Here is a 19,061-nt window from a genome sequence, read left to right on the forward strand (position 1 = left end):
ACCAAGTGCACTATCCATGGAACAAACAATCCTTATCATCGATGACGATGCGAAGTTGCAAGATCTCTTAACTGAATATTTAGAAAATTCAGGTTTTAACATTGTATCCATTCTTAATGGACACGATGCTCTTTCAAGCATCCGCAACATAGCTCCGTCCCTTATCATTCTTGACGTCATGCTTCCGGGCAAAGACGGTCTTGAAGTCCTTCGCGATATCCGCACGGAATCTACTATCCCGATCATTATGCTTACCGCACGCGGGGACGACGCAGACCGTATTGTAGGTCTGGAATTAGGTGCAGACGACTATCTTTCAAAACCATTTAACCCACGCGAACTTCTAGCCCGCATTAAAGCTATTTTACGCCGTTTCGACAACAGCACAGCCAAAATAACTTCACATCAGATCGAATGTGCTGGCCTTGCACTAGAAGCAAGTAGACAAATTCTCGTTATCGACAATGAACACATTACATTGTCTCCAACAGAAACAAAGCTCATGGCAGAGCTCATGCGCAGTCCGAATCACGAATTCTCCCGTGACGATCTTATGACTAAGGTCTGGGGACGTGAATTTAATGCCTATGACCGTAGTATTGATGTACACATATCTAAACTACGTAACATTTTAAAGCCATACAACGAGCATGCTCACCGCATCCGCACAGTGTGGGGCAAAGGGTACATGTTCCTGAGCGACTAATGGTACTCAAGTCTATTTCTGCTAAGCTGACCGCAACATTTCTTTTAATTCTTGCGCTCAGCTTAGCAATTTATGTCATCCTGTTCTCCATAACGATGCATCGGGACGCAGAACGGTCTATCGTCCGCTCTATTCCGATGATCTCGACGCTGCTCAATACTGAATTCGCTTGCCTGAACGTTGTTCCGCACCCTGAGGGAGCAGCAACTTCGCGCGAAATCTCACAGATACTACCCGGCTTGCAGCACACACTTCAAGCCGAGTATCTGTGGGTTGTCACACCTAGTGGCGGCATCATCACCAGCCCAGATACGGTTATCCCCGACCACACTCTTTTTTCGTCCAAAACGCTCAAGGATAACATCCAGCTTGCTTTTTTCAGCTCTTTAGAAACAGACGAACTGCAAGTGCTTATTTTTCCGATTTCATTATGGAACGGCAAAGGTAAGATTGCCATTGTACAGCAGACAACGTGGCCTTCGCATAAAATTCTTATAGATTTCCTCGTGCCTACCGCTGGAACCGGTCTTCTGATCGGGCTGATTGTGCTTCCGTTAATTAGGCGGACACTACGCCCGCTTAAGGATTTAGAAGAAAAAGTAATTAACTTTGCAACCGGTGATCTTTCCGAACGTGTTGTGCCTGTTGATGACGATGAAGTGGGCCGCCTTTCCCGCACGTTCAATATTATGGCAGACAACCTTGAGCAGATGACACGCTTTCGGCACGAACTCACAGCCAATATCTCGCATGAACTGCGCAGTCCGCTTACAAGAATCCAAATGTCTGAAGAACTGGCATACCTTAGCTGTGAGCAACACGACTATAAAAATGTCATCAAGCATTTAAACTCTATTCGAGGTGAAGTCGCTGAATTAGATGGGATGATTGAAGAAATTCTCAAGCTGTCTAAAATGGAACTTAACACGCAGATCGGCGAAATTGGTGCCTGTGACCTCACCGATACTGTTCAACGATTATTGCGCAAAAGTGCACCGATTATTGAACGAAAAGCACTCGTAGTGCAGACAAACTTTTCGCATGATTGCGTCATTACCTGCAATTATCCAATGGTAAATCTTGCTATCAGCAATTTGATGTCAAACGCGCTCAAGTTTTCAAAAGATAAAGGAACGATCAGAGCCGCAACGTTCTCAAGTTCACGAACAGTCAGTGTCGAAATTTTCAACTCGTTCTATCGTACGCTTTCGTCTGCGGAGCTTGTTTCTATTTTTGAACCGTTTTCCCGCGCTGAAGGCGAAAATGTTCCCGGCACAGGGTTAGGACTTGCCCTTGTCTCAAAAGTTGCCGAGCAACATGATGGTACCATTAGTGCTGAAAACCGCGCACACGGAATACTGTTCCGCATAACGCTCCCACGCGCTCTTGCAGAACAAAAGACAACTTCTACGACGTAATCACCGCACCCTTTGCCTCTTCCCATTCCTGAATATATCTAAAGACTGCCCGCTCATGCGGTGTCATATCTTTCTTCTTGCGCAGCTTTTGTATGCGCAGTTGATGTTCGCAGTCTGCATTGTACTCAAAACAATGCGCTGTGGTATCAGCTAAATGTCGCAATAACTCTGTAGGAACAGCTAGTTGCATCCATAACCCTTCCGGTGCCAACACTTGCGAATGTGCGTAATGGCCGCAAAAAATAGTCTCATCCACAATCACAAGCGGAAACGCGGGAAAGATTTTGCATTCATATATTGTGACCTGCTGTGGATACTTTTTTGCCAACCGCACGAAAAACTCTCGGGACACCTCTGCCTTTTCCAGCATTTCATCACGGGAGCCCTCGGGACGCACTAACTGACATGCAGCATCCATCCAGACGATATCACGCCACACGGGCAACAGCACAGCCTGCAAAGTAACATCAGGACAATCCAGAGCAGACTCAAGCGCATTACTCACAGCAGCATTCTCTGCAAAGCGATTGTAAATTGCTGCATGCAGGAAAATACGTTTTTGCGCTCCTGCAAACTGCTTATCAAAATCCAGTGCAGATGCCCCTGCATAAACTTCTACTGAAAGATCATGAGTGCTCATCATCGTCCTTCCTCATAAATTTCACATAAAAAAAGAGGGGAGAGATTTCTCTCCCCCCCACTTTCAAATTCAATTCACTCTTGTACTATTCAGCCACTGAAACGTAATCAGATGCCTGTAAACCAAAGGAAGGTACAAGTCCGCCACCAAGGGCGAGCAGACGGTAGGAAGCAATAAGAACGTTCACTTTTGCTGACACCAGACGTCCACGGGTAACAAACAATTCATTTTCTGCATCAAGAACGTCAAGCAAGGTACGCTGTCCAACAGTAAACTGCTGGGCGTATACGTCACGTGTTTCAACGTTGAAGCCAACAGCACTGTTGTACTGTTCAACCTGTTCGTATGCAGCCTGCTGTTCACTCCAGGTTGCAGCAACCTGTCTGTAAAGCTCATCAATGGTATCACGGAAATCTTCATGAGCAGTCACTTTACGTGCAACTGCAGCACGGGTTGCAGCGAGGTCGCTACCACCGTTATACAGATTCCATGAACCTACTACAGCAAAGCGGAAATCAGTGGTGTAGTCTGTTACACCCTGCATTTCTTCAGTGTAGTTGTATGAACCTTCACCGGTAAATTTAGGATAGTAGTACGATTCGCGTTCGTCGATGAGTCCCTGAGCCACATCAAGCTCGTGTTTACGAGTATCGAGGCGTGGGTTTTCTGATTGCATACGCATGAATGCTGTTTCAATATCAACTGGTGCAGCATCAGAAACTTCTACATCTTCGAGCTCTTCCGGATCCATACCGGTCAAGCGTGTGTACTGTGCAACAGCAATTTCATACTCACTACGCTGTGTAGCAAGTGTTGCAAGAGCACGAGCCAAACGACCCTGAGTCAGGGTAAGGTCAGCAACACTGCCGCCGCCGGCATCAACGAGTTCCTGCATAGAAACAAGAATATCGCGGTACTGCTGTGCGTTATCTTCTGCAAGCTCAACAAGAGCCTTATTCCGGATTACGGTAAGGTGTGCAATAACAGCATCAAGACCAAATCGTTCACCAGCATCTATGATCTGGCTCTGTGAAGATTTGTATGAGGCCTCAGTACGCTCAACGCGACTCTGGGTAAACCGACCATCATAAAGAAGCTGAGTAATGCTGACACGGCCTTCAAGTGCTCCGCGCCATTCGTCTTCTCTGCCCTCATTACGAGTGGTAGGACTATCATGCTGTGTCGGTCCGTATGAACCTCTTGCATCTACGTCAGGAAGATACCCACCCCATGCAGATCTGTTATCCTGCTTTGCAGCCTTACTTTCACTTTCAAGCGCAGCAATACGCGGATATGTTTTCAATGTTGCAAGCACTGTCTCTTTCAACGAAATTTCTGCTGAAGCAACACTTGCACATCCCAACAGTACCGCAGTCATTACTAACAACGCGTACATTCTTTTCATTAAAGCACTCCTGATATGTTCACTCACTTACTCAAAAATAAAGCAAGCCCCCTAATAGTAGACATGACTTGGTATGTTCCCCCCAAAGCCCTGCCTACAACTATTTTCATATACGCGGTTCAATATAACTTCTCAAGAAAAAACAGTTTTTACACTATCCGCAATCCTATCAAAACATTTGTAATCCGCGGAAATAGCTTCCTTCATCTGATATGTTTAAAACAATATGGTTTTAACAACTTAGTATGATATACAATATCTCATATGAAAATTTACGGAAAAAACAACCTTTAACATGTCTTATGTGCTACGATAGGTTCGGCATTCGTACTAATTTTCATGTAACTGATTGAATAAACACCAGCTCTCTCCTAACTAGATTTTTCGCGCTAACATATTATTATCTTACATCTCTTTACATGTCATATCGAGTGATAGTCACACGCGATAACACGCGGCTCACGTAGAGTTAATAGCATTGTCTCGTGTATACTTTTTCAAAATTTTGTGGGAAAATATTAGATACATTACTACACGTTATTAGTATTTCCTTGTTATCAACAATGGAAGTATGAATATAGGGAGCGCTCATGCCTGATTCTAATCATAAACAGCCTGTGCCGGAAGCTACTGCTAAATCCGAACCGGACGACACAGGGAGATCTTCGAAAGAAGAAGCTCAACAGCCTGCAACCAAACAAGCTGAACAGCCCGCCTCAAACGACGCCAGCAACCCTGCACAACCAAACCAGCAGCCTCCCGCAGGACCTAAAACAATAGTTGATGCCCCACTGCCGTCAGATGTGGATTTTGAATCCCCCCTATTGCGCTCTCTGGTACACCTCTTTTCTTTACTCGGGAAACCACTCACCCTTGAACAACTCAAGGCCGGTCTTCCAGAACACGGAACACAATCGCACACCTCAGCCTGCCTGCGTGCTGCTACCCAAGCAGGTATGAATGCCAAAGCGGTACGCCGTAATTCTCTTGCAGAAATTTCTACACTCACCCTCCCTTGCATTATTCTTCTTAAGAACAAGGGCGCAGGGGTGCTCACATCCCTGACAGAAACACACGCAAAAGTTATTTTTCCAGAAATGAACAGCACGCCGATTTCTGTTCTAAATGAGAAGCTCGAGGAAGAATACGCAGGCTATGTAATCTTCGGGCAGATTAAAGGACGTCTCGACAGTCGTGCCAGCCAACTAAAGCTGTTAAAAACAAAACGCTGGTTCTGGGATACCATTTTATATTTCTTACCAATTTATAAGCATGTCGGGCTTGCAAGCATCATCATCAACCTGCTTGCTATTGCCTCACCGCTGTTCTTTATGAACGTGTATGACAGGGTAGTACCTAACAACGCGATTGATACGCTTTGGGTACTGGCTATCGGTATCGGTATCGCCCTTCTGTTTGACTTTATACTCCGCAATCTCCGGAGTTACTTCTGCGACGTCGCAGGGAAGAACTCTGATATCATCCTCGCTTCTCGGCTTATGCAACACATTATGGCGTTGCGTCTGGACGACAAGCCGGACTCCACAGGAACAATGGCGAACAACCTGCGAGAATTCGAATCACTCCGTGAATTCTTCAGCTCTACAACGTTGCTTGCTATCATTGATCTACCGTTCCTGTTCATATTCCTCGCGCTCATTCATTTCATCGGTGGGCCAATGGCGCTTATTCCCGCCTTTGCTATCCCGATCGTAATTCTCGTCGGTATAATTTTACAGTTCCCGTTCCAGCGTGCTGTTGAATCCGGCTATAAAGAAGGTGCGCAAAAACACGCCCTGCTTATTGAAATCATTAACGGCATTGAAACAGTTAAGACAAGTATGGCTGAAGGCCACATGCAGCAGATGTGGGAAAAAGTAGTCGGCATGAGCGCTGCTTCCAGCAACCGTGCAAAACGACTTGCAAACTTTTCCATGACCTTCACCATGTTTGCAGCTCAAACCGTTTCAGTCTTTATTATTGTATTCGGTGTGTACCGTATCAGCGAAGGTGAATTAACCATGGGTGGTCTTATCGCCTGTAACATCCTCGCCGGTCGTGCAATGGCGCCGCTTAGCCAGATTGCAGGAATGCTCTCACGCTTACAACAGTCACGCATGGCACTAAAATCTCTCGATATGATTATGCAGCTGCCTACAGAATCTCAGGACGAATACACGGGTATCAGCTATGAAAAACTGGACGCGTCACTCACCTTTGATTCACTTGCTTTTAAATATCCAAATGCAGAACGGTTTGCGCTTGAAGATGCTCACTTGAAAATCCGTAAAGGGGAACGAGTAGGCATTATCGGCAGAATGGGATCTGGCAAAAGTACATTCGGCAAACTCTGCGTAGGTCTGTACCGCCCTACGGAAGGCGCAGTAAAACTCGGCGGTGTTGATATTCGCCAAATGGATATTGCCGACCTTCGATCCCGTACCGGCTATGTATCACAGGATAACTATCTATTTTACGGCTCGGTGCGCGACAACATTGCCATCGGCAACCCGCAGGCAGATGAAAATGCCATCCTCCGCGCAGCGTCCATTGCCGGTGTTACAGAGTTTGTTCAATCCAGCCCTGCCGGCTTCGGCCTACAGGTGGGTGAACGCGGCATGTCACTATCCGGTGGTCAGCGCCAATCCATTGCACTGGCTCGAGCACTCCTGACCGATCCGGATATCATTATCTTAGACGAACCAAGTTCCAACATGGATAACGGCTCTGAGCTTACTTTTAAGCGCAAACTAGCGCATATCGTGCCGGGTAAGACACTTATTCTCATCACGCACCGTCTCAGTATGCTGGATGTTGTAGATAGACTTATAGTAATGGATAACGGGAAAGTAGTAGCAGATGGCCCTAAAGCGGCAGTTCTTGAAGCGTTGAAAAAAGATCAGATTAAAAAAGCACCGACAAGAGCGGCGTAGGAGTCTATCACCATGAAAAAAACTCGTTTTAGAAATGAAGACATTGAATTCATGAGTGAAGTTGATGCCGCCCTGCGTCATCGCGGTCACCCCAAAGCATATCTCCTTTCTATATTCATTGTTCTCGTTTTCATCGCGTTCGGAGTATGGGCAAATTACGCAGTACTTGATGAAGTAACCCGTGGCATGGGCGCAGTTGTTCCTTCCAGAAAAATTCAGGAATTGCAGAACCTCGAAGGCGGAATCTTAAGCGAACTGCTTGTAACCGAAGGCCAGATTGTTGAAAAAGGACAAATTCTTGTCCGTATCGACAATGAACAAGCAGAAAGTGTTGTTCGTGACGCAGAATCAAAGTCTCTTGAGCATAAAATAGCGATTATCCGCCTTACAGCAGAAGCAAACGACACTCCGCTTGCCTATCCTGAAGACCTGAAAAAAGAAGCACCACAGATGGTGGAAGATCAGATTTCCATCTATAACTCACGTAAAATGAAACTGGAAAGTGAACTCAGCGTACTTGCTTCACAGCAGTTCCAGCGAGATCAAGAGATTCAGGAAATGATCAGTAAGCGAAAACAGCTTATTTCCAGTCATAATATTGCAAAGCAGCGTCGCGACATTGCGCGCCCGCTCATGAAGAAAAAAGTTTACCCTAAAATCGATTACCTTCAGCTTGAAGAGCACCTAATTCAACTACAAGGTGACATTGAAGCACTGTCACTTGCTATTCCACGTATCCGCAGAGCCGCAGAAGAGGCAGGAGAACGGACAAAACAGCGCTATGCAGAATTTAAAAACGAAGCACATCGTGAAATTAACCAGCGCCGCGTTGAAATGCGCTCCTTACGAGAAGCAATGGCTGCCGGTCATGACCGTGTAACACGTACCGACTTGCGTGCACCTGTGCGCGGTACAGTTAAGCAGATTGCAGCTAACACGCTTGGCGGGGTTATTAGACCGGGTGATACTATTCTGGAAATTGTACCGCTTGATGACACTTTGCTAGTTGAAGCGCGTGTGCGTCCTGCGGACATTGCATTTTTGCATCCGGGACAAAAAGCAATGATCAAAATTACAGCATATGACTTTTCTATTTATGGCGGCCTTGAGGGTTTCGTAGAACAAATCAGTGCTGATACAATTGAAGACAAACGTGGCGAGAGTTTTTACCTTGTAAAATTGCGCACAAAAACCAATACTATAATGTATCGGGGAGAAAAGTTGCCAATTATTCCCGGTATGACCACTTCAGTTGATATTTTGACAGGTAAAAAATCTGTACTCGACTATCTGCTGAAACCAATTTTAAAGGCAAAACAAAACGCTCTGAGAGAACGGTAATTGCACCACTGGAAAAGTTCGACAATATTTTGTGTAACCCTTGTCAGTATTGTATGTTGCTGTTTCCTTGCAACACAGTGCCTGCAAGCTTCTGCACAATCCAAGACGAATAGATCCAGACCTTCTGTCAGTACAAAAGGGGCGTCTCTTTCTAAAGGAAAGAAGAAATCTGCATTCCGAATGCTGTTCAAGCCGCCCCCAGTAAAGAAATCAACGCCGAGACCACGAAAAAAAGTTTCCCGAAGTACAGGTCCCTTAAAAGACAAAAGAGGAAACATTCGCCTGTTCCGCACCATGGAATTAAGGGGTAAAAATAAAACGTTGGCTCGGTGGCAACGTATTGTAAATAAAATGGCTGCACATAAGCAGCTGTATCTTTCAAACTCGCTACCTACGTCCGGAAAAAACCAGCGGAAACGCTGGAAACAATTTAAAAGCACAATTGTTTCCGCATCACGTATGCAGCAATTACGCAAGGTGAATGCCTACTTTAACAAGTGGCCATACCGCCTTGATAAAGAAAACTGGGGAAAACGCGAGTACTGGGCATCACCTCCTGAATTTGTTAAAAAATCAGGAGATTGCGAAGACTATGCAATTGCCAAGTACTATGCATTGCGAGAATTGGGAGTACCCGCAAGCTCCATGCGAATTGTCGCTCTTATGGACAACATCCGGCGTCTTGGTCATGCAGTGCTGGTTGTATTCCATAAAGGTGATGCATGGGTGCTGGACAACCAGACAAAACTGGTACTCTCGCATTCAAAATTCTCTCACTATGTACCGCAGTTTTCTGTAAATGAAACTAATCGTTGGGCACATATCCCTGTGAAAAAAAATCAACCGGCTTCCAAGCCGAAAAAATGATCCCGGAGCTGAAAATGCCTACTAAAACGAACGACTATGAGCTTCCCGTTACGCAGGATAAGCGCTCTCGTCTAAAATGGTTCGGCATCGCTGTGCTTTCCGCTATTGTTGTCATTTCTGCGCTACTCTGCTTCATTCACATTAAAAGTGAAGAATCAGTGCTCAATGTTCGCCTTGAAAAGCAACAGAAGCTGCTGGCAACAGGGCGTTCGGAAAGCATCAACAACTGGCTGCAAGCAATGGCTGAACAAGGTGACAGGCTCATTAATGCCGACCTGTTCCGTCTGTTTGCTTCAGAAGTAAACTTGCTGGGTGATAATATCGGCAGCTTGTACGCAGAAGAAGCGTCACAAGCAGATGACTCTACCCTTGCGCAACAGTTACCTATGATGCGCAATCTGCTCGAAGAGTTTTCCAGCTATGCAGGCTTTTCCGACAGTCGAATCATCAACCGATTCGGTCAAACTTACATTGCCACCAACGCAAACGTTTCTGCCCTTAGTCAGGAACAACTCGACATGGTGCATGCTGTTCTGCAAACCCCTAAAGTTCATTTTTCCACCGTACGCAATAGCAGCAACGGGCTTGTTTTCGACATGTTCCTGCCTATTTTCCCACCGGAATTTGAGGGAGAATACACCAAGCCTATTTCTGTTCTTATGCTTTCGAAGATTGCTTCAGGAAAAATCACAGAAATTATTTCCGCTTCTCCACTAGCCGAACAAGGTAACACAACGCACCTTGTACAAAAGATAAATGGTGCCTTGCAGGACATTCTCCCTTGGCAACCGGAAGGCATTTTAGAGATAGATTCATCATTCGGCACGATTGAAGAAGACATTCTTCCTTTCGCCCTGCGTGAAAACCTGAGTAATACGGCAAAAGGATATTCATTCGGAATCAAAATTCCGAATATCAACTGGTGGGTCATTGAAGAAATTGACTACGATATCGCTCGTGCAGAGCTTACATCAACTATCCAGACAACTCTTGTTATCGCTTTGCTCGCTATCGGTGCATTTACACTGGTTATCTTCCTGTTCTGGTGGCTGCTCATTTCACAGGACAACAAAAAAGTTGCAGATAACTTCCGCGAACTCGCAATGACAATCAAAGAACAGAAAATGTTCCTTGATTCTATCAACGATACTATTCCGGATTATATCGCGCTCAAAAATAATGATGGAATATACCAGTACGTGAACCCGGCATTTGCAAATGCCGTTGGTCGTACTGTTGAAGAAATGCATGGATTAGATGACACCGCAGTCTTCGGCTACGCAACAGCAAACCGCCTTGCGTCCTCTGACCAGCTTGTGAATCTGTCTGAAGAGTCCATCAACATTACAGAGAAAATTTATCTCCAGTCACAACGCTATGTGATGCAGATATCCAAAGCACCGTTCTTCGACGGGGAAGGCACGCTTAACGGCATTGTTTCCGTTTTCCGTGATATTACCGCCGCTGTTGAAGCTGAAGAACAACGAAAACTAGCGGAACAGCAAACGATTACTGCACTGGCAAGCACCATTGAGCATATTGACCCGTATCTTGGCGGTCATACCCGTATGCTCGAATCAGTTTCTATAGAACTTGCCCGTAACTTAAATATGTCTGACGCAGAAATCTCTACCATTGAAGCAGCAGCTAACCTTTCCCAGATTGGTAAGCTCTTTGTACCGCGCGAGATTTTGCTGAAACCGGGTGCTCTGACACCGGAAGAAAAAATTGAGATGGATAAACATGCGCTGCATGCAAAAGAAGTTCTCAGCAATATTGAATTCGGGCTGCCGGTTGTAGAGACCGTAACGCAGATGAACGAAAAGATGGACGGCTCCGGCTATCCAGACCATTTGCACGGTGAAGATATTATTCCTCCGGCAAAATTACTCGGCCTTACAAACACGTTCTGCGCACTTATCAGACCTCGTGCGTATCGACCTGCTTTGTCCGTTGAAAATTCATTTGAAATTCTGAAAGAGATGGAGAATTTCTATGATCCGGAAATGATCGCAGCGCTTGAACGTTTGCTTAATACTAGATTTGGCGAAGAGTTTATTAAGGAAGTAAACGCAATGTAGTTTGCAGTTACACTGCAAACTCTAAACATCTGCACGACAGCAGATGAGCGTTCCGTGCGTGCTTTTTGGTTTTTTATAAAAAAAATGCACTTTTTTAAAAAAAATGCTTGCCAACACGCCGGTCTTTCTCTAAACCTTCCACCTGTGCCGCGATAGCTCAGTTGGTAGAGCAGGGGATTGAAAATCCCCGTGTCCGCAGTTCAATTCTGTGTCGCGGCACCATCTTCAAGAAGATGGCTGCAGTTATTTTTTTACTTGCATCATATGTCAGCTTCCTGTAGATAGTTCCTCGTCGTGCCGCGATAGCTCAGTTGGTAGAGCAGGGGATTGAAAATCCCCGTGTCCGCAGTTCAATTCTGTGTCGCGGCACCACTTGAAAAATTATGACTCGCTTTATAGTGGGTCTTTTTTTTCGCCCAATTTTTGATGTTCACATCAAGAACATACTTTCGTGAGCGTCACACATCTCGCGCACAAAACACATCCATACTTCATACAAAAAAGCGCTCCCCCGCCTCAATTCTCTTTAAGGTAGAGCAGCGCTCAGTATCTCTTCAGTTCAATAAATTACTCTTCGTGCGGTTTCGCCATGCGCATATAGTTCATAGCATCATCAAATGCCTGCTCGTCCAGCAATCCATCTTCAAGAACAACGTCTTTAAGCGTTCTATCCTGCTCGTATGCTTTCTTTGCTGCCTCAGCCGCTTTGTCATATCCGATAACCGGTGTAAGCGCCGTTACAAGCATAAGAGATGAAGACAAGTAGTCCTCGATCTTTTTGGTGTTCAATTCAAGCCCTGCCACTGCGTATTGTGTGAACATACGGGTAGAATCTGTAATCAAGCGGATTGAAGAAAGAAGATTATAGATCATCAACGGGCGGTACACATTCAATTGCATAACCCCTTGTGAGCCTGCAAAAGCCAATGAGGAATCAAGCCCCATCACCTGCACGCACACCATGGACAACGCTTCGCACTGTGTAGGATTAACCTTTCCCGGCATAATTGAGGAACCCGGTTCATTAGCAGGTAGAATGTATTCACCAATACCAGCACGCGGGCCGGAAGAAAGTAAAGCAATGTCGTTTGCGATTTTTAAAAGAGTACAGGCGAGGGTACGTACAGCACCAGATGCGGAAACTATGTCATCACTTGATGACAACCCTGCAAATGCATTTTCCATGGGCGTGAACGGAATGCCTATGTATTCTGCAAGGTGCCCAATGGCACGCTCTGCAAAGCCTTTCGGAGTATTCAAACCAGTTCCGACTGCTGTGCCGCCAAGAGGAAGCGTATGCAACTGCGGCAACGCCTGCCCCAACCGCTCAAGATCAGCTTCAAGCTGATACACATAGGCAGAAAGCTCCTGCCCTACGGTCATAGGAACAGCATCTTGTCTGTGGGTGCGCCCCAACTTAGGCACATCAGCCCACAAAGCAGCTTTTTCTGTAAAAACTTTGATCAGTGCTTCAATGGAGGGGATAAGATAATACTCTATGGCAATGGCTGCTGCCACATTCATAGCGCTTGGAAAAACATCGTTAGAAGACTGCGAGCGGTTCACATGATCATTAGGATGCACAGGGGTTTTACTCCCTAAAGGACTGCCAGCTATTTCATTAGCACGGTTGGCAATTACCTCGTTTACATTCATATTTGTCTGCGTGCCGCTACCCGTTTGCCACACATGAAGCGGAAATTGACCATCATGCCCGCCGTTGCAAATCTCATCAGCCACGTCAATAATGAGCTGCCCCACATCTTCCGAAAGCACACCAATTTCTACATTGGCATGTGCTGCTGCTTTCTTGATATGAGCAAGCGCGATAATAACTTCAAGCGGAATCCGCTCTGCGCCGATAGAAAAATGATGCAACGAACGCTGCGTCTGTGCGCCCCAGTAACAATCGTCAGGCACTTCAATATTGCCCATTGAATCAGATTCTATCCGGATGCCTTGCTTCATGATTACTCCCAGATCAAACGTTACATGCTGCGAAGCCGTACCTACTGACCCAAACGGGCTTTGTGCGTGCCCTGCCCGACTTTCTTACAAGACAAAACTCACAGCGCAGCATAGTGCAATATATCTTTTAATCAGAACTACGAGTGCATGCATGCTCGCAGCCCAACTCATCAATTGCCCAGTCATGCATCATCTTTAAAATGGGAAAAGCGCTGTGCCCTAACGGAGTAAGTGCATATTCAACGCGCGGTGGAACCTCGGGATAAACGGTGCGAATGAGTAATCCATCTCGCTCCATTTCTTTCAGTTGCTGCGTCAGCATCTTTTGACTCACACCCGGAACAATACGCTCCAGTTCCTTATATCGCTTATCCCCTTCGTGCAGATGCCAGAGAATAAGACTTTTCCATTTACCGCTGATAACATCCATGCCCACTTCAACAGGACACCGATATTCTTTCCCGTTCCATTTAATCATAAAAAATATATTCCTTGAAATACGCTAGTACCAATAAAACTTACCAAAAGGTATGCATAAGAGAAAAAAGTGCCTTCTTGTACCGAAAAAATAACAGGTTATATTTCATGCGTGAAGCAAAATGAAAGCACGAGGAGATCACTCATGACATATCCAAGAAATTTTTCGCATATAGGGCTTAGCGTAACAGACCTTGAAAAGGCAGTTGAATTTTATACAAAAGTTATGGGTTGGTACCTTATTATGCCGCCAACCGAAATTAAACAGGATGAATCCGCCATCGGGATCATGTGTAACGATGTTTTCGGCAAAGGCTGGGGCAGCTTTAAAATTGCCCATCTTTCCACAGGTGACAAAATTGGTGTGGAAATTTTTGAATTCCCGAATGCAGAACGCCGCGAAAATAATTTTGAGTACTGGAAATCAGGCATTTTCCATTACTGCGTTCAAGACCCTGATGTTGAAGGGCTTGCCGAAAAAATTGTAGAGCACGGCGGGAAACAACGCATGCCTGTACGCGAATACTACCCGGGTGAAAAACCGTACCGCATGGTGTACTGCGAAGATCCGTTCGGCAACTTGGTAGAAATTTACAGCCACAGTTACGAGCTTACTTATTCCGCAGGTGCATATCAGGACAAACTGTAGCAAACCTGTGGCACAATCCTCCCTCAAAACTAACACAACAGAATCTTCAGGAGAGAACATGAACGTACTTGAAGCCATTGCCAACCGTCGCTCTATTCGCAAATTCACAGCTGAGCCAGTCAGCGAAGAAAAAATTGATACCATGCTTAAAGCCGCCATGGCAGCTCCAAGCGCCGGTAACGAACAGCCTTGGCAGTTCATTGTAATAGACGACAAAGCACAGCTTGAAAAAACCGCCAAACTCAGCCCGTACATCGGTATGGCTGCAAAAGCTCCGTTGGCCATTATGGTACTCGGCGACCGGAATTTGGAAAAATATCCAGGCAACTGGATGCTCGATTGTTCCGCAGCTATCCAAAACCTGCTTCTTGCAGCACACAGCGAAGGACTCGGCGCAGTATGGTGCGGGCTATGGCCAGAAGAAGATCGTGTAGATGCAGCACGTGTACTAGTAAAAGCACCGGAAAACGCAGTACCTCTTGCTGTCATCGTGCTTGGGCATCCTGACCAGAATCTCAAGCCTCAAGACAGATTCGACGCTTCTCGTGTTCATAAAAACGGTTGGTAGCACAGGAAGCAAAGAAATGTGCCTCCGGCGGCTGGGCTGAAACTTTTTGAAAAAAGTTTCCCCCAGACCCCCTTCAAAAACTTTTATTCGCGAGGTCGTTCTTTATACGAACACACCTCGCGGCTTATGCATTCCTACCATTAGAGGCTGTTCTGGATATCAGGACAGCCTTTTTATTTCTAGCTTCAATCTTCTACTACTTGAGGAAAAAATTATCCCAAGCCCTTTATTCATAAGATTTTTGTTGGCGGAGTGATGTTACAAACACCACATCGCGGTTTATGATCTTATGAACAATAATCTTTGGGAAAAATTTTGTGGTCTGATCAAAAATACATGGCCTAATCGGGGTCAAGGGGGGCAGTGCTCCCTTGCGAGGATGCAAGGGGTCGCACCCCTGTCCGCCGGAGGCAACCCGCACAGATTCCTCTAAAAAGAGGAAAAAAACACATCGCTTATTACTTAGGCGATTTTATATCATGTAATTCTAGACAATTACATACGACTTTTGACTTATATACCACAAAATTTAAATTTCGTATTGACAGAAAACGCCTCTCGTATCTATCCTTCAGCATCGAATTTAACAAACTTGTAAAGGAATCAGAAACGCCATGAACGCAATCTTTGCCAACCCAGCTCATATTGAAACCAATTTTTATTTTTGGTTCTTCTTTAGCTATGGCAAAGCCCGTGGCCGGTTTTCTGGTGCCTTCGTGTAAACGAACGATTCGACACCAACTAGAAAACTTAGAGCCGCGGGCATACAGCCTGCGGCTCTTTTTTTTATGCGCAAGCTGTAGCGGACTAATCCGGAACAACTGAAGCAACTTGTTAAGAAAATGCACATTTAGCAACTATGCCAAACGCCCAAAGATTGATAAAAGATCGGGCAAGCAAAACAAAAATAGTTTTTTGCTGCATAATGCTAACAACAATGCATTCGTACTTACAGGGTGATTGCTTTCAAAGTACACGCTAAGGAGAATACGATGGAAATTGGCAAGAAGATCCGCATGGAGCGCATTATTAACAGAGTCACCGGTCGAACAATTATTGTTCCTATGGACCACGGTGTTTCTGTTGGCCCGATCGACGGACTTGTAGACATGCGAAAAGCAGTCAGCAACATTGCAGAAGGTGGCGCAGATGCCGTACTGATGCACAAAGGTCTTGTTCGTTGTGGTCACCGCGCAGGCGGACGTGACGTTGGACTTATCGTCCACCTCTCAAGTTCAACTTCACTTGCTCCCTCACCAAACGCTAAAACACTCACTGCAACCGTTGAAGATGCTATCAAGCACGGTGCAGACGGTGTATCTGTTCACGTTAACCTCGGTGACGAAACAGAAAGTCAAATGCTGTCAGACCTCGGCAGAGTGTCCGCCATTGCTAACGATTGGGGCATCCCGCTTCTCGCAATGATGTACGCACGAGGCCAGCATATTCATAATCCATTCGACGTTAAAAACGTAGCCCACTGTGCCCGTGTTGCTGTAGAATTAGGCGCAGATCTCGTAAAAGTTTCCTACCCTGGCGATATCGATTCTTTCTCACAGGTTGTAGACGCATGTTGTGTTCCGGTTGTTATTGCCGGTGGCGAAAAAATGAACTCCACTCGCGAATTCATCACCATGGTTCACGACTCTGTTCGCGCTGGCGGTGCCGGTCTTTCAGTTGGTCGTAACGTCTTCCAGCACAAAAACAGTGCAATGCTCGTTAAAGCGCTTCGCGGCGTAGTGCATGAAGACTGGGATGTTGAGCAGGCAATGGAACTCGTAGGAAACGATTAACCCGAATTTATCCGGACTTAGTAAAATGAAAAAAGTTCTCTTCGCAAGCGTACCGTTCAATAAAGATCACGTCACCCTCGCTCTGGAATCAGGCGTCGACGGCGTTATCGTACCGGAAAAACATATGGCCGGAGTAGCCAGTCTATCCCGCTGCACCGTGCTCGCAGCTGAGTCTATGCCTGTCATTACGCTTACTGAAAAAAGTGTTGAAGAAGAGGCAGCAGACCGTCTGAAAAAAGGCGAGCAAGTCATTATCGGTCACGGATGGGAAATTATCCCGATTGAAAATTTATTAGCGCAGTCTGATAACGTGCTGGTTGAAGCCAACACAACAGAAGAAGCGCACCTTGCTTTCGGCATCCTTGAAAGAGGCGTAGAAGGCGTGGTTGTCACTGCAGATGGAGTTACTCAATTGAAGCAGATTGTAGCGCAGTGCAAACTCTCCATGGGAACGCTGGATCTTGTTCCGGCAACTGTCACAGAAGTTCGCTCATCCGGCTTAGGCCACCGAGTTTGTGTTGATACACTCTCCGTCCTCAAAAGAGGTCAGGGTATGCTCGTCGGGAATTCTTCTGCCTTTACCTTCCTCGTCCATGCTGAAACCGAGAATAACGAATACGTGGCTGCCCGCCCGTTTCGTATTAATGCAGGAGCTGTGCACGCATATACACAGTTGCCGCACGATAAAACAACATACCTTGAAGAACTTTCTTCCGGCGACGAAGTGCTCATCGTTAACCACGACGGTTCCACTTCCATCGCAATCGTAGGACGTTGCAAAACAGAAGTTCGTCCTATGCTGCTGATTAAAGCTGAAGTAAATGGTGTCGAAGGCGCAGTGTTCCTGCAAAATGCAGAAACTATCCGCGTGGTCGACACAAAAGGTACCCCGATCAGTGTTGTTAATTTGAAGAAAGGTGACGAAATTCTCGTTCGTACCGACATTGCAGGCCGTCATTTCGGCATGCGTATCGAAGAAGAGATCAAGGAAGGCTAGCATGTCTGAACAAAAGAAAGCAGACACACCTGACAATACAGGTGCCGATACTGATACCAGCGTAGACAATCTGCCGCGTCTCAAAGAGGTTCGCAGTGAAATCGACGCTACAGACATTGAGCTCCTTGATTTACTCAATCGCCGTGCTTCTCTTTCCCTCGAAGTGGGTAAGCTGAAACGCGGCAAACAAGATGTAGTATTTAAGCCGTTTCGCGAAAAGGAAGTGCTCGACAATCTTCGTTCAAACAACGACGGGCCCATTCCTATTGAGCATCTACGCTTTATCTACCGCGAAATTTTCTCCTCCTCCCGTGCTTTGCAGCGTCCTCAGCGAGTTGCTTACCTCGGGCCGGAAGGTACCTTTTCCTATTTTGCCGGAATTGAATTTCTGGGTCGTTCTGTAGATTATACACCACAAAAAGACCTTAATGCTGTATTCCGCGCTGTAGCTAACAATGAATGTGAGCTGGGAGTTATCCCGCTTGAAAATTCTTTGCACGGCTCAGTGGGACAAAGTCTTGATCTTTTTATGGAGCATAACCTTTATATAGAGGCAGAGCTTTTCTGCCGCATCAGCCATAGCTTGCTTACCCGTGAAAAACTGCTCGCAGATATTCACACCGTGTACTCGCACCCACAACCGCTGGGACAATGCTCACACTGGCTGCGCTCAACATTACCAAATGCGCGCATCATCCCGACAGAGAGCACCGCAGCGGCTGCACGTAGAGTTCAGGAAGAAGAAGGCGCAGCAGCCATCGGGCACGGCAGCCTTGCAGATTTGCTGAAGCTGAACATTTTGGCTGAACACATTGAAGACATGCAGGACAACTGGACTCGCTTCGTTATCATCGGCTCCAAGCCGAGCGACGGAGAAGGACAGGATAAAACATCCTTGCTCTTTACCGTACCGGATAAACCCGGTGCCCTCGCAAACGTGCTCAACATCATGGCACGTGAAGGGCTGAACATGAAAAAGCTCGAATCGCGTCCGATGCGCGGCGAAAAATGGCGTTACGTCTTCTTTGTCGACATCGAAAGTGACCTTTCTACGGAAGAATACGAGCAGCTTATTGCAGAGTTACATGCTGAATGTCAGTCCCTGCGTATTCTAGGCAGTTACCCCGCCGGACAATACACGGACTTCACTAAAGCCAGTGACATTGCCACAGCAACGGACGAGCAAAAAAAATAATTATTAGTCAATTGGAGACAGAC

At 46.1% G+C, this 19,061-nt stretch carries 15 protein-coding genes and 2 tRNA genes; 13 read left to right on the top strand and 4 right to left on the bottom strand.

Annotated elements, in window-relative coordinates:
- Positions 1–16 precede the first annotated feature (16 nt).
- Positions 17–706, top strand: coding sequence for a response regulator (locus tag ACZ5V1_RS13390; RefSeq protein ID WP_464389272.1), 690 nt, complete (start codon positions 17–19; stop codon positions 704–706).
- Positions 706–2,124 (top strand): HAMP domain-containing sensor histidine kinase, encoded by a 1,419-nt coding sequence (locus tag ACZ5V1_RS13395; RefSeq protein WP_464389273.1) that lies wholly within the window; start codon positions 706–708, stop codon positions 2,122–2,124. Before ACZ5V1_RS13390 ends, ACZ5V1_RS13395 begins: the two co-directional genes overlap by 1 nt.
- Here the strand turns inward: ACZ5V1_RS13395 and ACZ5V1_RS13400 are convergent.
- Positions 2,114–2,767, bottom strand: a complete 654-nt coding sequence (locus tag ACZ5V1_RS13400) for a hypothetical protein (protein ID WP_464389274.1) — start codon at positions 2,765–2,767, stop codon at positions 2,114–2,116. The genes ACZ5V1_RS13395 and ACZ5V1_RS13400 overlap by 11 nt on opposite strands.
- 82 nt (positions 2,768–2,849) lie before the next feature.
- Entirely contained in the window at positions 2,850–4,169 is a 1,320-nt protein-coding gene (locus tag ACZ5V1_RS13405; RefSeq protein ID WP_464389275.1) for a TolC family protein, read from the bottom strand.
- A gap of 590 nt (positions 4,170–4,759) precedes the next feature.
- On the opposite strand from ACZ5V1_RS13405, the gene ACZ5V1_RS13410 reads away from it, so the two are divergent.
- The 6 genes from ACZ5V1_RS13410 to ACZ5V1_RS13435 all read left to right on the top strand — a co-directional run bounded on the left by ACZ5V1_RS13410 (position 4,760) and on the right by ACZ5V1_RS13435 (position 11,763).
- Positions 4,760–7,102: a type I secretion system permease/ATPase gene (locus ACZ5V1_RS13410; protein WP_464389276.1), complete on the top strand. Its 2,343-nt coding sequence runs from the start codon at positions 4,760–4,762 to the stop codon at positions 7,100–7,102.
- 12 nt (positions 7,103–7,114) lie between these two features.
- Positions 7,115–8,443, top strand: coding sequence for an HlyD family type I secretion periplasmic adaptor subunit (locus ACZ5V1_RS13415; protein ID WP_464389277.1), 1,329 nt, complete (start codon positions 7,115–7,117; stop codon positions 8,441–8,443).
- 351 nt (positions 8,444–8,794) lie between these two features.
- Positions 8,795–9,310 carry a transglutaminase-like cysteine peptidase gene (locus ACZ5V1_RS13420; protein WP_464389278.1) on the top strand — a complete coding sequence of 172 codons (516 nt, stop codon included), beginning with the start codon at positions 8,795–8,797 and terminating at the stop codon, positions 9,308–9,310.
- A 14-nt stretch (positions 9,311–9,324) separates the two neighbouring features.
- Positions 9,325–11,391 carry an HD-GYP domain-containing protein gene (locus ACZ5V1_RS13425; RefSeq protein ID WP_464389279.1) on the top strand — a complete coding sequence of 689 codons (2,067 nt, stop codon included), beginning with the start codon at positions 9,325–9,327 and terminating at the stop codon, positions 11,389–11,391.
- A 146-nt stretch (positions 11,392–11,537) separates the two neighbouring features.
- Positions 11,538–11,613: transfer RNA gene (locus ACZ5V1_RS13430), tRNA-Phe, on the top strand.
- 74 nt (positions 11,614–11,687) lie between these two features.
- Positions 11,688–11,763, top strand: a tRNA-Phe gene (locus ACZ5V1_RS13435).
- Between the two features lie 195 nt (positions 11,764–11,958).
- Here ACZ5V1_RS13435 and ACZ5V1_RS13440 read toward each other — a convergent pair.
- Together ACZ5V1_RS13440 and ACZ5V1_RS13445 are read right to left on the bottom strand one after the other, a co-directional pair.
- Positions 11,959–13,359, bottom strand: a complete 1,401-nt coding sequence (locus ACZ5V1_RS13440) for a class II fumarate hydratase (protein WP_464389280.1) — start codon at positions 13,357–13,359, stop codon at positions 11,959–11,961.
- 127 nt (positions 13,360–13,486) lie between these two features.
- Positions 13,487–13,837: a winged helix-turn-helix transcriptional regulator gene (locus ACZ5V1_RS13445; RefSeq protein WP_373794334.1), complete on the bottom strand. Its 351-nt coding sequence runs from the start codon at positions 13,835–13,837 to the stop codon at positions 13,487–13,489.
- Between the two features lie 144 nt (positions 13,838–13,981).
- Here ACZ5V1_RS13445 and ACZ5V1_RS13450 point away from each other — a divergent pair, with 144 nt between their 5' ends.
- From ACZ5V1_RS13450 to pheA, 5 genes are all read left to right on the top strand, one after another.
- The gene (locus ACZ5V1_RS13450; protein ID WP_464389281.1) at positions 13,982–14,485 is read left to right on the top strand and encodes a lactoylglutathione lyase family protein; all 504 of its coding nucleotides are present in this window, start codon (positions 13,982–13,984) and stop codon (positions 14,483–14,485) included.
- A 58-nt stretch (positions 14,486–14,543) separates the two neighbouring features.
- A complete protein-coding gene (locus ACZ5V1_RS13455; RefSeq protein ID WP_464389282.1) occupies positions 14,544–15,053 on the top strand; it encodes a nitroreductase family protein in 510 nt (169 codons plus the stop codon).
- A 992-nt stretch (positions 15,054–16,045) separates the two neighbouring features.
- The gene (locus ACZ5V1_RS13460; RefSeq protein ID WP_464389283.1) at positions 16,046–16,846 is read left to right on the top strand and encodes a 2-amino-3,7-dideoxy-D-threo-hept-6-ulosonate synthase; all 801 of its coding nucleotides are present in this window, start codon (positions 16,046–16,048) and stop codon (positions 16,844–16,846) included.
- A 25-nt stretch (positions 16,847–16,871) separates the two neighbouring features.
- Positions 16,872–17,843: a 3-dehydroquinate synthase II family protein gene (locus ACZ5V1_RS13465; RefSeq protein WP_464389284.1), complete on the top strand. Its 972-nt coding sequence runs from the start codon at positions 16,872–16,874 to the stop codon at positions 17,841–17,843.
- 1 nt (position 17,844) lies between these two features.
- Positions 17,845–19,038, top strand: a complete 1,194-nt coding sequence (gene pheA, locus ACZ5V1_RS13470) for a prephenate dehydratase (RefSeq protein ID WP_464389285.1) — start codon at positions 17,845–17,847, stop codon at positions 19,036–19,038.
- The last annotated feature ends 23 nt before the right edge of the window (positions 19,039–19,061 follow it).

This window comes from Halodesulfovibrio oceani subsp. galateae (assembly GCF_055397225.1).